This window comes from Bacillus sp. jun7, assembly GCF_051034795.1.
In the GTDB taxonomy this organism is placed as follows: Bacteria; Bacillota; Bacilli; order Bacillales; family Bacillaceae; genus Bacillus; species Bacillus velezensis.
This window is the reverse complement of sequence record NZ_CP093219.1, coordinates 1490706-1505547: the sequence shown is the minus strand read 5'-3', so window position 1 is coordinate 1505547 and position 14842 is coordinate 1490706. Positions and strand designations below refer to the sequence as shown.

General features: G+C 47.4%; 19 protein-coding genes and 1 tRNA gene. 18 read left to right on the top strand and 2 right to left on the bottom strand.

The features are described 5' to 3' along the window. Window positions 1-30: 30 nt before the first annotated feature. Together MJQ52_RS06910 and MJQ52_RS06905 are read right to left on the bottom strand one after the other, a co-directional pair. The gene (locus MJQ52_RS06910; protein ID WP_094247592.1) at window positions 31-1797 is read right to left on the bottom strand and encodes a right-handed parallel beta-helix repeat-containing protein; all 1767 of its coding nucleotides are present in this window, start codon (window positions 1795-1797) and stop codon (window positions 31-33) included. Further along, window positions 1797-2594 (bottom strand): poly-gamma-glutamate hydrolase family protein, encoded by a 798-nt coding sequence (locus tag MJQ52_RS06905; protein ID WP_094247593.1) that lies wholly within the window; start codon window positions 2592-2594, stop codon window positions 1797-1799. Before MJQ52_RS06905 ends, MJQ52_RS06910 begins: the two co-directional genes overlap by 1 nt. Before the next feature lie 131 nt (window positions 2595-2725). Here MJQ52_RS06905 and MJQ52_RS06900 point away from each other — a divergent pair, with 131 nt between their 5' ends. The 18 genes from MJQ52_RS06900 (at window position 2726) to MJQ52_RS06815 (ending at window position 14841) form a co-directional block, all read left to right on the top strand. After that, window positions 2726-2950: a helix-turn-helix transcriptional regulator gene (locus tag MJQ52_RS06900; protein ID WP_045208644.1), complete on the top strand. Its 225-nt coding sequence runs from the start codon at window positions 2726-2728 to the stop codon at window positions 2948-2950. A 99-nt stretch (window positions 2951-3049) separates the two neighbouring features. Then, on the top strand, window positions 3050-4072 hold the full coding sequence (locus MJQ52_RS06895) for a glycosyltransferase family 2 protein (RefSeq protein ID WP_434181896.1): 1023 nt from the start codon (window positions 3050-3052) through the stop codon (window positions 4070-4072). A gap of 448 nt (window positions 4073-4520) precedes the next feature. Continuing rightward, entirely contained in the window at window positions 4521-4727 is a 207-nt protein-coding gene (locus MJQ52_RS06890) for a hypothetical protein (RefSeq protein WP_094247595.1), read from the top strand. Window positions 4728-4975: 248 nt separating this feature from the next. Next, window positions 4976-5047, top strand: a tRNA-Trp gene (locus MJQ52_RS06885). 56 nt (window positions 5048-5103) lie between these two features. Continuing rightward, complete coding sequence (locus tag MJQ52_RS06880) at window positions 5104-5391, top strand: hypothetical protein (RefSeq protein ID WP_434181895.1); 288 nt, start codon at window positions 5104-5106, stop codon at window positions 5389-5391. Further along, a complete protein-coding gene (locus MJQ52_RS06875; RefSeq protein ID WP_212083065.1) occupies window positions 5388-5609 on the top strand; it encodes a hypothetical protein in 222 nt (73 codons plus the stop codon). Before MJQ52_RS06880 ends, MJQ52_RS06875 begins: the two co-directional genes overlap by 4 nt. Before the next feature lie 470 nt (window positions 5610-6079). Further along, a complete protein-coding gene (locus tag MJQ52_RS06870) occupies window positions 6080-6619 on the top strand; it encodes a hypothetical protein (RefSeq protein WP_094247601.1) in 540 nt (179 codons plus the stop codon). A 633-nt stretch (window positions 6620-7252) separates the two neighbouring features. Further along, window positions 7253-7591 carry an HNH endonuclease gene (locus tag MJQ52_RS06865; protein WP_094247603.1) on the top strand — a complete coding sequence of 113 codons (339 nt, stop codon included), beginning with the start codon at window positions 7253-7255 and terminating at the stop codon, window positions 7589-7591. 121 nt (window positions 7592-7712) lie between these two features. Next, complete coding sequence (locus tag MJQ52_RS06860) at window positions 7713-8036, top strand: P27 family phage terminase small subunit (protein WP_088030590.1); 324 nt, start codon at window positions 7713-7715, stop codon at window positions 8034-8036. Beyond that, entirely contained in the window at window positions 8011-9792 is a 1782-nt protein-coding gene (locus MJQ52_RS06855) for a terminase large subunit (RefSeq protein ID WP_094247604.1), read from the top strand. Before MJQ52_RS06860 ends, MJQ52_RS06855 begins: the two co-directional genes overlap by 26 nt. Window positions 9793-9804: 12 nt before the next feature. Next, window positions 9805-11103 (top strand): phage portal protein, encoded by a 1299-nt coding sequence (locus MJQ52_RS06850; protein WP_434181894.1) that lies wholly within the window; start codon window positions 9805-9807, stop codon window positions 11101-11103. Further along, on the top strand, window positions 11057-11803 hold the full coding sequence (locus MJQ52_RS06845; RefSeq protein ID WP_302565177.1) for a head maturation protease, ClpP-related: 747 nt from the start codon (window positions 11057-11059) through the stop codon (window positions 11801-11803). The genes MJQ52_RS06850 and MJQ52_RS06845 overlap by 47 nt, the downstream gene beginning before the upstream one ends. Next, entirely contained in the window at window positions 11803-12957 is a 1155-nt protein-coding gene (locus MJQ52_RS06840; protein ID WP_094247607.1) for a phage major capsid protein, read from the top strand. The genes MJQ52_RS06845 and MJQ52_RS06840 overlap by 1 nt, the downstream gene beginning before the upstream one ends. Next, window positions 12896-13486, top strand: coding sequence for an Ig-like domain-containing protein (locus MJQ52_RS06835; protein ID WP_434181893.1), 591 nt, complete (start codon window positions 12896-12898; stop codon window positions 13484-13486). Before MJQ52_RS06840 ends, MJQ52_RS06835 begins: the two co-directional genes overlap by 62 nt. Window positions 13487-13488: 2 nt before the next feature. Further along, on the top strand, window positions 13489-13728 hold the full coding sequence (locus MJQ52_RS06830; protein WP_326233539.1) for a head-tail connector protein: 240 nt from the start codon (window positions 13489-13491) through the stop codon (window positions 13726-13728). A gap of 5 nt (window positions 13729-13733) precedes the next feature. Next, the gene (locus MJQ52_RS06825) at window positions 13734-14075 is read left to right on the top strand and encodes a phage head closure protein (RefSeq protein WP_238810167.1); all 342 of its coding nucleotides are present in this window, start codon (window positions 13734-13736) and stop codon (window positions 14073-14075) included. Then, window positions 14072-14500: an HK97-gp10 family putative phage morphogenesis protein gene (locus tag MJQ52_RS06820; RefSeq protein ID WP_326359309.1), complete on the top strand. Its 429-nt coding sequence runs from the start codon at window positions 14072-14074 to the stop codon at window positions 14498-14500. The genes MJQ52_RS06825 and MJQ52_RS06820 overlap by 4 nt, the downstream gene beginning before the upstream one ends. Then, on the top strand, window positions 14497-14841 hold the full coding sequence (locus MJQ52_RS06815; RefSeq protein ID WP_434181892.1) for a hypothetical protein: 345 nt from the start codon (window positions 14497-14499) through the stop codon (window positions 14839-14841). The genes MJQ52_RS06820 and MJQ52_RS06815 overlap by 4 nt, the downstream gene beginning before the upstream one ends. The last annotated feature ends 1 nt before the right edge of the window (window position 14842 follow it).

The window sequence follows — 14842 nt, the reverse complement described above, 5'->3', positions numbered from 1 at the left end:
ATTATGCGCTAGCGCATAGAAAATGTCAAGTTAAATCGGAATATTTTGATATTCCTTGTCGGTTTCGTTGAGCGATAGGGTGCCGGATACCTTATTTCCGATGACTCGCGAATTCACAGACTCGGAAGTCTTAATCGGATTGTACAACGCGAATGAGTTGGCCGAATACACAACATTTTCCTTTACTAAGGCACCGTCGGTGTTTTTCGTTTGAATTCCGTAACCACCCGAAGCCTTCCGATTAAACGTTATGTCATTTCCGGATATTTCAGGGTTTTTACCACCGACGACGTAAATCGGTATCAAGCATTTCGCGTCAGTAATGTCGTTATTTTTAATGCGAACGGTTCGACCCTCAGCGCTTTCTCCGTAAATAGCCATGTTTGCCGGTTTTGGTATACGGCTGTATTCGATATTCACGTCGCTTCCCTTATCGAAAGATATAGCGTATCCTGTTGCGCCAGGGTAGTCGGCAAGATCGATATCGTTATCTAGCAGTTTCGCCGAAGACCGCGTAACCACGACGCCTTGCTTACTGCGTTTAATGTCGTTCGACTTCGCTTTAACGTTAATGGAATCGGTAATCTCTATCGCAGTAATATCCGAATCGTGGAGATCGTTACCTTCGAACGTTATATCTTTTGAGTTACGCGCGCTGCATAATTTACCCGGACAGTGATTTACGATGTTATCCGAAAACTTAACGTTCTTGGCTTCGAAGGTGGCCAATGCGGTGCCGTCCGCGTTAAGCTCCGAAATTGTATTGCCGGATACTGAAACGTCTGCTCCGCGAACGTCAATACCACTGCTGAAGCCTTTTACCGTATTTCCTGTGATTGTCGTGTTATTTCCGGTAAAGCCGGCAGAAACGCCGAGGCTCGTAATTGCGGTATATTTCTTGTCCGTACGTACTAGCGTATTATTCGAGATAGTGGTGTCAGTTCCGAATCCGTAAGAGATCGAGTTATCCGAATAGTTTCCGGAAATAGCGACCTCGTATCCGCTGAAATTACAAACGGACTGTAATACATTTCCTTTGAAAGTATTATTCGTTATCCTCACATTGCGTGGCTCTTCGTAGTCGATATTACCTTCTCCATAACCTTCGATATCAATGCCGAACATAGGCTTGCAGCCATCGTTTATGCCAGCGTTAGTTATTACGTTTTTATCGATCTTTACATCTTCTCCACCAGTGACCGATATATTGTTTCGACGAGCACCGTCTAATTTACAACGCTCAATCGTAACGTTGCGGGCAGGTCGGTAAGTCGTCCACGGTACGTTTAACATGCCTTGCGCGTTCACCATAATACAATCGCCTGTGCAATCCGCAATATCAACGCCTTCGATCACGACATCTTTGGCGCCATGTACGTTTATGCCGTAACCCCATTCGTGAGTTTCCTTCTTTTTTAGATTGCCGTGCCCGGTAAAGTCGTGCTGGTAACGTTCGCCGCGTATCTTGCCGCCTTTTATCGTCACGTTTTCTACTTCTCCGATATAGAAACACGTATATCCAAAGGAACTGTTCGGCTCCACGCGGAATACGGCTTCCGGATGTAGATTTAACGTCATATTGGACGGAACAATAATACCCGAACGTTCTTCCGGTTTATTAGCGGAGTCTTTATTAACCCCGTCGATCAGGTAATCGCCACGTGGTATATCAATCTCGCAAATCCCCGCCTCTGATGCGTCCTTAAGCGCCTGGTTAAACCCTGCCGTAGTCATAACCGCCTCAGATCCATCGCTACAGATACCGTACTTTTCGACTTCCAACGTATATCGCATCATTATTCTTTACCTCCAACGTTATAGTTTTCGTTAATGAACTCCGACAGTAGCCCGGCAAACTTATAGAACGTTGCGGTTTCGGTTCCGGCGCGTCCGCTAAGCGAGAACGTACCGAACATGCTTTTGCGTAAACCGGTACTAAGCTCGATCTGTAAGCTTTCGCCGGTTATACACTTATTCGCTATGTTCGCGCTACTTGCGCCTGCGAATCGATGTCCAGCGCCTACAAGTTCGGCACTAAAGCCGGCAACGTTCAAGCGATCTACTAACGTCTGACCACGAACAGGATCGGTGCCGCCTACGATAATATGCTCGGCGCTTCCGCTATAGCCGTGGAGCGATATAACGCGTTGGTGTCGCGCAACTAAGGATAGCGCAGTCGGTTCATCGAAATGGGTACTCGTGATGTGAAGGTCGGAGCCGTTCGGCGTCTTAAGGGATTCGAATAGATACGTAGAATAGTCGTTGCTGAGTTCGCGAGCAAGTTCGCTAGTTCCGCCTTCAATACTGCCGCCATGTGGCGCTAGTATCAGGACGGACGTGGCGTGGTCGACTGCGGAAATATTGTAGTTCGTCTCGGGTTCGTTGGCTTGGAGTTCGGCAAAGTTGCGGTAAACGTCGGTGGCTTGCGCGGTGACTGAAGTGGATGCGAATAACATTGCGCATAGAATAAACGCTGTGATATACTGGAATTGTTTCGTTCGATTCGGACGGTGCAGCTTTGCTTTGGTCGGTGGGGCTGCGCCTCCGTTTCGTTCTTTAATCGCCTTATTCAGTTTTCGTGGAACATTAATCATTTCGTTACCCCTCTCGGATTTTATTAACGAGGGCCCTTCGTTACTTTAAACTATACGCTAGCGCATAGATATCGTCAAGGGTATTTGCGCAAAAATATCCTCTAGCGTATAATTGTAACGAGGTGATCGAAATGAAAATTACGGTAAAGCCTCGTCTTGGAGCGCTACTTTCGCAATTAGGGTGGTCCCAATCCGAATTATCGCGTAGATCCGGCGTTACTCAGTCGGCAATCTCTCGATTCGATAATTCCGAAAGGCATTACGACTGGCACGTAGCATCTATCATGAAAGCAACCGGAGTTAAATACGAAGAATTATTTGAGGTAAAAGAAGTCACGGAAGAGGACGCTGAGTAAATCGGCGTCTTTTTTTTGTGTTGAAATTCGAGCACGCGTTGGTATAATTATCCTATCGAATAAAGTTCGGGAATTCCCGAACTGAAAGGGCGGTTATAAATGAAACCGAAAATGAGCGTTATTATACCGGTATATAATGGCGAAAAGTATCTTTGCGATTGCATCGACAGCGTGATCGGACAGACGCTTAAAAATATCGAGGTTTTGGTCGTAGATGACGGCTCGACTGATGCGACGCGCAATATTCTGCGGTACTATTCCACGATAGATGAACGAGTCAAACCGATCTATCAGGCGAATCAAGGTCCGGGAACGGCGCGTAATACTGCGTTAAAGCAGGCGCGTGGCGAATACGTAGCATTTATCGACTCGGACGATTGGATCGAGCCTGAAGCTTACGCGATTATGTACGAAGCCGCCCGTGAAAACAACGCAGATATTGTGTTTACGGACATGCGTTGGGATTACGAAGACGAGACGAAAAGCTATACGAAAAGTTATAGCGCAAAAGCGAATGAGCCGATCGGACGGGCCGAGATTAAAGCGACTATATTAACGGATTTCTTATATAACGGATCGTACGGCGGCGTCGGCAAGGTGATCCGCAGAAGCGTGCTCGATACGCATAACATAACGTTCCCGGACGGCAAGTATCTCGGCGAAGATTGGCTGTTCAACATGGACGCGTTTACGTATTGTCGGACGGCATACTATATCGATAAGCCGCTGTACCATTACCGGCAGATTAATGACGGCAGTTTGATGCGCGAATATAATCCGGAACTATTCGATTCGTACATCGATAGCGATACGCTCGAACGGTACGCAAAACGATGGGGCTTGTATAGCGAGAAGGTTGCGGTAGATCTGGCGCGGCGGAAATGTTATATCGCGGTTAACGGTTGCATACAAAACGAATTCAAGTCGGGCTGCCGTAAAACAGTGCGCGAAAAGTTGACGTTGATTAAGCGCATAGTCGAACATCCGAACGTAGGGAAGGCGGTTTCGATAGCGCTGCAGCACGAGGAGAGCTGGGCAAGGCGGATATACTTGGCGATGCTAAAACGGAAGGCGGTCGTAGGGCTGTTCCTGACGGGGAAAATACTGTCGATGCGGGCATAGGCGGATTTGTCCGGTGATTTTTACTGGATCATACAGCGATTTTCACCGGACGTTCCAGTAATTTTCACTGCGTATAAAGACTTACTATACATACTTACTTATAAAGACTTACTAAATAATAGCGCCACTATTCGCTTACGCTCATTAGCGGACGCAGATATTAATTACTTATATCTTGATCGCGATTAGAATTTAATAATACAAAGAGAAGCCAAATTACGTTGTCCGGTGATTTTTACTGGATGAAAATAATTTGGTTTTTTATTTGAAAAATACTTGTTAAAGTGTCCAATATGCTGTCTTACGTTATGAAGCTCGATCGAGGTTTGCGGTTTTCAGTATGTACGATAAAGGACGCCACCCCTACGGAATAACAACGGGCACTAGCCGCAACTTGGCGTCCTTTTAATACATATTGCGGCGGTATATCAAACGGAGGTGTTCGCTATTGGTTCGAATGATTTTAACGCAAGTAAGTGACAACTACGGCTCGACTTTAGATAATCGCGAGGTTCCGCACGAGGAAGTGGCGAATGTATTAAAGGAATACGCAAACCACCCGAATCAATCCGAATATTTCGGCAGAGAGTTACTAGTTAGTTTCAACAAGGACGGCGATATTCTTGTGGCGTTATATAACGGTCATATAGAATAAACACCGAAATAAGCACACCACAGCCGGTTTAATCCGGCCGGAGGGTATTCGGTAGGGCGGCGGTGAGGTACGTTTATTTCGTGTGATTTTAGACGCAATCAGAACGAGGCTTCCGCATCCTACGGCGGAGGTCTTTTTGTGCTTGCGTTTTACTGATCAGTCGGAATGTGCTTCCGAGCCTTCCGGTGACGCTAGGGCACCCACCGGCACGCCTCTTAACAATGCGAACCCCGGTCGGTGTGGCAAATAGGGGCGCATGTTCCTCGGTGGCGATGCGGTCTCCAAAACCGCGTGGGCAGGTTCGATCCCTGTCGCCCCTGTAAAAGCGGGTTTCACGTTGAATCGCGCTTTAAGAAACGAAAAGGAGACGATGTGAATGGCGGATAAACGCGAATCAATTGGCGATATCAGCGTAAAAGTAAACGTAGAGGTATCCGAAGCCATAACCGGCCTCAAAGCGCTTCAGCGCGAAGCAAAGGCGGCGACTAAGGCGCTGGCTGAATTGCGTGATTATATGGAGGCGACAGGCGAGGTAACGTTAAAGAATGGAGCCGAGGTTGCGCAGTCATTGCGAGCTTTATTCGACAGGATAGGCGAAGAGCCTACGGTTTATCTGGACGGAAAGGCTGTCGACAAAGCTTCCGGAAAGGGGACGCACCGATGAACATAAACGTTAATCAGATGGAGCGTATGCGAGACTTGACATTCGTTAGTGATAATGGCGTATTTCCTCAGTGGCACCGTATAGGAACAAAAGTCGAAGCCACTATCGAATTTGAATCCGGTAATCGCGCACAAGCCGTGTTTGAGTTTCCGAATGACGCCGACCTTTCTTTCGAAGAAGCCGAGCGATTGATTCGGAAGGAGTTGGGCGCTGAGTGAAGACTGCATTTAGGATATTGATTCTCTTTCTTGTGAACCTGGTTTTTGGTTGTCTCGGAGTAATAATGGAATACATCTTCGACGATCCATATTTGAGATTAGGGTACGTATCTAGTGGTGGGCTTGTCATGGGGTACTTGGTTCGTGGATGGTGGCCTCCGAAGAAGGAGGGCGCAGAATGAACGCTAATTGCGATAAATGCGGCCGTTCTTTCGCCGTTGTGCCACAAGAGAAAACGCACCGTAAAGGCATTATTGAAACCTACTTCGCGTGCCCGTTCTGTCGGCGTCATTATTCGGCGAGCGTAACGAATCACAGAGTACGGAAGCTTATCGACGAGCTTAAGACGTTGCGGTTTGCGGAACCTCCGACGAGTGCTAAAGCGATAGAGCTGCGCGAGAGAAAGGCGACGCGGTTGAAGACGGAGATAGACGCTAAGATGGCGGAACTGAAACGGAGGTATTGCGGAGATGAGTAACGTTGTATCAATCGACAGTGGCGACCAACAAGAACGAAAGCCCATGCCTAATGACAAAGCCGCGCTCTTAGACAGTCCGCAAGGGTTCGAGGTATACAGCCGCGAGCTTATGCGCAAGGTATTTCCTCGATTGATTAACGAAGCCTGTGACGTAGCTTATGCCGATTATAAACGTAAGCCGGAGATACGCGATGTGGTGGCGTTTTACTTTCTACTGCAGTCGTATATTGACGGTAATCATACGCGAAGTGACGGTAGCACAAACGATAGGTTCGGTGCATGCTTCTTAAACTACGATACGATTCAGCAACACTTGCGCATAGATAAGCACCGGATCAATTTGCTGGCCGCGATCTTAGAGACGAACGGGATTATACGGACGACCGGACACTACGAAGGGACGAAGCGATTCAAGTGGTATTTTCCGTCGTTCTGTCCGCACATAACTGACGATGGGTATATCGTTAATGAAGACGGTGAGAAGATCGTGCCGGACTTCGATGTGTACCGGATGAGACGGCGCAAACGTTGATATGACGCTTCATGTGTTCTGACCACACTATCGGTAATGGGGCTAGACCACACTACGGGTAATGTGTTCAGACCCCATTGTAAAAAGAGAAAGAAGTAAAAGAGCAATTTGTAAAAGAGAAACAAATAATAGCGATCTATTCGCTGCGCTCATACGATACGCAGATATTAGTAATCTATTAAATACCTTATCGCGATAAAGAACTTATATAAAAGATAAAGACAAAGTGCAACGATATTGGTGGGGTGCTTCAGGTTGGTAAGTCACTGTAGAGTGATTGACGCTTTACTTTATGAAAGGAGAGAGGCATTGTGATTGAGCTAAAGGGTAGCCGTATTCATCGCGAAGATAGTAAACCGTGTTGTGCCGGGTGTCAATGTGCGGTATCAGAACCGAACCTACTAACGATAGAACTAACGGATCAACAATCGATACCTCGCGTTATATACAAAGGCGAAGAACTAACAGGTAAGGTTGCGATAGAGTTTCTGTGGCATACCGATAATGCAAACGGAAAGGTTCCAACGTATATCAATATCGAGAAGCATAACGGTGACTGTAATATCGAAAGGATAACGTACAATCCGGACTCCGCTGATGTTAAGCGCTATAACTTGTACGGTGATCCGGTCGATGCCTAACTACTACGACAAACATAAGCGCGATCCCGAAGCACGGGCGTTCTATAAGTCGAAGGCATGGACGGAGTGTAGGGCGTTGGCTCTGACGCGTGACCACGGCGTGTGCCAAGACTGTCTCAAAGAACGTAAGATAACGAAGGCTCAGACGGTTCATCATATCAAAGAACTCCGCGATCATCCGGAATTATCACTAAAGCTCGAAAATCTCGTAAGTTTGTGCAATTCGTGCCACAACCGAAGGCATCCGGAAAAAGGCGCTAGACCGGCTGGAAAGGCGAAGAAGAAGCGCAAGATTAACGTGTTGAAGGCGAAGGCTAACCCGGATATATAGCCCCCCTACCCGTTGGCATCCGAAGGCAAAAACGTAAGGACCGGCGAGGCCCCTTCGCTTGTAGCGCGACTGGAAATTTTACATTAAAGGGGGTAAACCCCTGAACGAAAGGAGCGATCATATGGCGGTACCAACTGCGAAAAGGCTGCGCGAATATCTTGGCGACAGGTATACGGAATCGGACGAAGAGCTTATCGATCTTTACGTCGATACGCATAAGTTCTACCGCCGATTAAAAAAGGAAGTGGCGGAAAACCCTTTAATGATGCGGCATACGAACAAGGCAGGCGCGGAAAATCTCGTCAAAAATCCGTTAGCGATTGAGCTTACGAAGACGGTTACGACATTAAATAACCTTCTGAAATCGCTCGATCTAACGCCGGCACAGCGCAAAGAATTAAACGCGGGCGGTGATGACGATGACGACGATTTCAGTAAATTCTAACGCTACAGAGGTCGAAAAATGGTACGAAAACTGGCTAAAAACGCAAAAAATAGCCGGATTTATACGTGAAAACCCGGCCGAAAAGTTGCTAACGACTTGGTATGCGGAAAAGGTAACGTCAGGTGAAATAGTCGCGAGTAAGAAAAATATCCTCGCTTGCAAACGCCACCTTCGCGATCTTGAACGCGCCGGCACTGACGAATTCCCTTACGTCTTTGACGAAGAAAAAGGACACCGTCCGATCCAATTTATCGAGCGGTACTGCAAGCCGTCACAGGGCCGTTATTCAAACTTAACGCTTCAGCCGTGGCAGCACTTCGTAATCGGATCGCTGTACGGTTGGGTTCATCGCGATACTCGTCTGCGACGTTTCCGCGAAGGCCTTATATTCGTTGGCCGTAAGAACGGAAAAACAACGAAAATCAGCGGATTGGCCAACTTTGCGATAACAAAAGACGGCGAACCGGGCGCCAGGGCTTACGTTTTAGCCAACTCGAAGCAGCAAGCGGGCGTACTTTTCGAAGAGAGCCGCGCCATGATTAGAAAATCGCCAAAGCTGAGGAAACATATTCGCGAGAATCAGAAAGGCATCTATCACGACGCGTCAATGAGTCAAATCGAAGCGCGGGCGTCAGATAGCGAAAAGTTGGACGGCTTAAATACACACCTCGGTATATTCGATGAGATCCACGAATTCAAAGATTCGAAGCTTATCAGCGTAATCAAGAACTCAAGGGCTGCGCGGACTCAGCCGTTAATCATTTACATTACGACGGCCGGCTATCAGCTCGACGGACCTCTAGTCGAATATTACGAAATTGCCTCCGATGTTCTTGACGGAAGCAACGTTCAAGAGCGAAATTTCTACTTTATGGCGGAATTAGACGACATATCAGAGGTCGAAAACCCGGAAATGTGGATCAAAGCGAACCCAAACATCGGCGTAACGATGGATATTCCGTCGATGATTCAGGACTTTAACGCAGACCGACACGTCCCACGCGAATACAACGACTGGCTGGTCAAGCGGTTCAATATCTTCGTTGACAACGGCGAAGAAAGCTTTATCGACTTCGAGGTCATCAAGCGCAATAACGGACGGGTCGATCCGGAATCGTTGCATGGCATGCGATGCATCGGCGGCTTCGACTTATCACAAACGGAAGACTTTACGAGCGCGTGTCTGGAATTCATTTTGCCGGATAATCGCGTTTTTGTTTTGTCTCATTCGTGGGTCCCGGCGGCAAAAGTACAAAAAGATAACGAAAAAATCGACTACCGTGGGTTTGAAACCGACGGTTATTTGACGATTATTCCGGGCGAATACGTGGAATACGAGTACGTTTACGATTGGTTCGTTGAAATGTCGCGCAAATATCAGATCGAAAAGATCACGTTTGACCCGGCGAATGCGATGCGGTTGGTGCAAGATCTGCAGAACTACGGATTCCAAACGGAGGTCGTGCGGCAGGGCTATATTACGCTGAGCGATCCGTTGAAGAATGTTAAAGAATTACTGCTCGGCGGAAGAGTCGTATATAACGAAAACAAACTCTTCACGTGGTACTTAAACAACGTCAAACTCGTCGAAGATCGTAACGGAAACTGGCTGCCGACCAAGCAGACGCGCTACCGAAAGATAGACGGCTTTGCTGCGTTCCTTAACGCCCATTCGCAGGTATATCTTGATATGACGAAGCCAATTGCAGGTGGAAGTGTCGGATTTATCTCGATTAACGATCTATTAAACGGTTAGGAGGTGAGGAAATTGGGCTTTTGGAGCAACGTACGAAGCTTTTTCAGAGGCGCACCTGAAGCAAAGGCGGCCGCTAAAAAGGATCTCGCGCACTGGTTTGTCCCTCGCGCTAGTATTTTCGGAAACTATGGTGAACACGCGTTGGCTGATAACGAGACTGTTTTCTCGGCTGTATCGCGGTTATCAAACACGATGGCAAGTCTGCCGATCAAGGCGTACAAGAACTATCAGCCGATCGAGTCGCAGGCATCCGAACTATTAACGTACGCGCCGAACCATAACATGACTTCCGGTGAAATGATCGGACTTTTAGAGACTCATCGGGCTGTTTACGGCAATGCCTACGCGATAAAGCGGTATGGAATGCGTTATGAAGTCGTCGGGTTGGAGGTTTTAGACCCTTCGCGAGTGCAGCCGGTCATTGAAGAAACGTCTCGCGAGCTCTGGTACGAGATATTCGGCGATAACGGAAACTATTTCGTTCACAACATGGATATGATTCACGTTAAGTATACATCGGTTGACGGACTGAAAGGAATCTCGCCGTTAAAGGTGCTGCGGAACGCACTCGACTTTGATCGCGATGTAAGGACGTTCAGTCTCGAACAGATGGACGGCGCTAAGATATCGTTCATTCTCGAATTAGCTACGCAGTTGGACGAGAAGCGGAAAACGGAGATGCTTGAGAACTTTAAAAGCTTCTATAGGGATAACGGTGGCATCTTAATTCAAGAACAGGGCGTAAAAATACGTGAATTAAAAAAGGAATTCATCGATACGAAAGCATTTGAAGTCGAAAAGGTGACGCGTTCAAGAGTTGCGCAGGCCTTTAATATCCCGTTATACATGCTCGGCGAAACGCAAGGAAGCGTATCGAACATGGAGCAACTTTACATCGATTATGTACAAGGAACGCTGACGCCTATCGCGGCTCAATACGAAAAAGAATTTAACCGGAAGCTGTTGACCGAAAAGGAACGTAAGGCCGGTTATTATTTTAAGTTCAACATGAACGCGTTATTGCGGGGGGACATGAGGACTCGCGGAGATTTCTACCAAAAAGGCATCCGGAGCGGCTGGTTTAAGCCGAATGAGGTGCGTGCGTGGGAGGATTTACCGCCAGAAAAGGGCGGAGATACGCTTTATTTGAGCAAAGACCTGTTCCCGATCGACCAAGTCGCGCAGCAGAAAATTACGAGTGCCGACGCGCCAACGCCTCCAACGTTAAAAACTAACGAAGATGATAACGAAGACGCGAAAGGAGGTGAGGACGATAAAGAAGTTCTGGGAAATCAAAGCGGCGAAGAATGACGCTAAGGCTGGCGAGGTTTACATTTACAGCGAAATCAGCTCGGCTCAATTTTGGGGTGACGAAGTAACAGCACAGACTTTTAAGGCGGATTTAGACGAACTTGGCGACGTTTCAACGCTAAATATCTATATTAACTCGCCTGGCGGGTCCGTTTTCGAAGGGAATTCGATCTACAACATCATAAAGCGGCACAAAGCCCACGTTAACGTTTATGTCGACGGGCTGGCGGCCAGTATCGCAAGCGTCATCGCAATGTCCGGTGACGCTATTTTTATGCCCGCAAACGCGATGATGATGATTCACAATCCGTGGACCTTAGCGCAGGGAAACGCGGACGAACTCCGCAAGCAGGCCGATGACATGGATCGCATTCGCGAAAGTCTTGTCGAGGCTTATCTCGGAAAGGCGGGCGAAAAGCTTGATCGTGATCGTTTAATCGCTCTTTTGGACGCAGAAACGTGGCTTACAGCGCAGGAATGCCTCGAATTAGGGCTTTGCGACAGTATCGAAGCTCCAAAACAAGTGGCTGCGAAAGTAGATACGAAGTTATTCGCGAGTTACCGGAATACTCCGGACGCTTTACTTAATCAAACGGAAGAAGACGAAAAGCAGGCGGAAAGAGAGCGCGTGGAACGCGAGCAACTCATCGCGGAAGCACAAACAAACTTACTAAAACTCAAAAATGGGGGAATTATTTAATGGAACTATTTGATCTGAAGGCTAACTTAAATACTGTAGGTACTCAATTAGCATCTGTAGAAAAGGAAATCATGAATAAAGCGGCTGATCCAAACGCTTCTATCGAAGATGTAAGAGCTCTTAAACAGAAAAAAGACGATCTTAAAGAGCGTATGGATATTCTACAAAACCAACACGATTCTTTAGAGCGCGAGCAAAAAGCTAAAATCCAAGCAAGCTTACAACAAGCTAAAGCAGGCGTATCCGAAGGTCTTACAAGCTCTGATCCAAAGACTCAAAAAACATCGGCTAAAGCAGGTTTAATTCGTGCGACTATGCGTAAAGAAGTTCCAGCGCAAGAAGTTCGCGCAGCATTAGGCGACGGTAACGGAACTGGTGGAGAAAAATTACTTCCTAAAACTGTTTCCGAAGAATTGCTACTTGAGCCGTTCGTTAAGAACCCACTACGTGAAGTATCTACGTACACTAACGTTACAAACTTAGAGCTTCCTAAAGTGGATTTTACTCTTGATGATGATAGCTTCATCCAAGACTTAGAGACTGCTAAAGAATTGAAAGTAGAAGGCAGCTCACTTTCTTTCGGTCGTCACAAATTCAAAGTCATGGCGCTTGTATCTGAGACGATCCTAGCTGCGACTGACACTGCGCTAGTTTCTACAGTAGAACGCGCTCTTCAATCCGGTTTAGCTGCGAAAGAAAAGAAAGTCGCATTCGCTGCGACTCCGGTTGCTGGCGAAGAAGAAATGTCCTTCTATGCTGCTGGTATTAAAGAAATCACTGCGGCTGATCAATACAAAGCGATTAAGCAAGCTATCGCAGATCTTCACGAAGATTATCGCGAAAACGCTAAAATCATGATGCGCTACTCTGATTACATGAACATCGTTGAAACTCTTGCGAACGGTAACGCCACACTGTACAGCGCGCAACCTGAGCAAATTCTCGGCAAGCCGGTCGTCTTCTCTGATGCCGCAGTTAGCCCGATCGTTGGTGACTTCCGTTACTCTCACTTCAACTACGATCCAGCGATCACTTACGAAAGCGATAAAGACGTTAAAACTGGCGAAAACGTATTCGTATTGACTGCGTATTTTGATCACAAAATCAAACTTAAATCTGCATTCCGTATCGCGAAAGTCGAAACTACGCCCTAATGCGCCCCAAGGGTTAACGGCGACTCCTAAAGACACATCGGCGTCCCTTAGTTGGGACGCCGTAACCTTTAATGGGGGCATTAAAGAATACGAGGTATACAGAGACGGAGTATCTATCGGATCTCGCGTAGGGACATCGTTTGCAGACAGCGGCTTGACGCAATTAACAACGTATAAGTATCAGGTGCGCGCAATTCCTAACACCGGTGACCCGTCGCCACTTAGCGCCGAGCTTTCGGTGACTACATTAGCGACCGAACCTACAGGCGTCAATGTAACGGAAACCTCCAAGACCTTAACGGTGGGCGATACGTATAAGATTAACGCAACGGTCACGCCTTCAAGCGCAGACCAAAGTGTGGTTTTTACGTCTAGCAGCACCGCGACAGCAACCGTATCTAGCTCCGGCTTAGTAACGGCTAAAGCAGCCGGTACAACTACGATCACTGTCGCGTCTAAGTCGAAACCTTCGATTAAGAAAACGGTGGCTATTATGGTCAACGAACCGGCACCTCCGGCAGGTGAATAACGATGGCACTTACGCTTGATGAAGCAAAAGAATACTTGCGGATTGATGGAGATGAGGATGATAAACTCGTCTCCTTTTTTATTTCCGCAGCAGAAAAGCACATGGAAAACGCAGGCGTAAAGGATACCGAATCGGACCTGTACAAAATGGCGGCACTGATCTTTGTTGCGGACGCCTACGAAAACAGGACGACAGCTAACAGCGGAACAAAAATCGCCGGTATGATCCTTCAATTGAGGTGAGCGCTATGGCGGTAAACATCGGAAGTTTTAATAAGCGGATCACGTTTTTGCAGTACGCAAACACAACGAATGACGAAGGGTTTGAGATCGATGGCTGGACGTCGGTTGCCACGGTTTGGTCGGCAGTAAAGACGTTACAGGGCCGAGAATTTATTGCGGCAGCCACAATTCAGGCCGAGAGAACGACCCGTTTTATCATTCGTTATTCAAAGCGAATGAAGACGCTGCTTAATAACAAGATGCGCGTTAAATATGACGGACGAGAGTTCGAGATCGAAAGCATTATCAACGATAACGAAGCAAACGTTACCTTCACGGTTATTGCGAAGGAGGTCGACGTTAAGTGAGCTCAAGATCGAACGTAAGAGGCATGCGCGAGCTAATGGCGAGGTTAAACCGGATGGGACGGGAATCGCAGTCCGTTAAGAAAGGCGCACTTGAGGCCGGCGCTAAGCCGGTATTTGAGGAGATGGAAGCGCGGAAGCCTAGCGCACAAAGTAAGATACTGGTCAGCGACGTTAAGAACGACATTATCGAAATCGGACCGAGCGACCTTGATTTTATATCGCGATTCGCTGAGTTCGGTACCAGTCCGCACTTAGAAAAAGCGAAGAACAAAAAGGTCATGAGCGATGGATATACATTCTACGGCAGAGAAGTCGATCACCCGGGACACCAAGCGATGCCTTTTATTGAGCCGTCTTTCAACGCGAAAAAGAACGAAGCACAGCGCGAGATCAGACGCTATTTAGAAAGGGAGTTATTTCGATGAGTGCGCGGGCAATCGTTAATTCGGCGCTTAAACCGTTGGGCGTACCCGTTGTTTTTCTTAAATATCGCGGAGAGGACGAAACGTATATCCGTTTTTTCTTCTACGACGAAAAGAGCGCGTTCAATGCGGAAGACGCGGAGGAAGCGACGGGATTTTACGTTCAAGTTGATATTTATACGAAGGACCCAAGCGAATACGCTCGGCTAGAAACTGGCATTAAGAAGCAACTCGTCGATGCGGGCTTTGGGCGCTTAGGGCAGTACGACCTATACGAACACGAAACGGAGATCTACCACAAGGTTCTCCGTTTTTATTATGCGCAAAATACGGAGGAGGAATAAA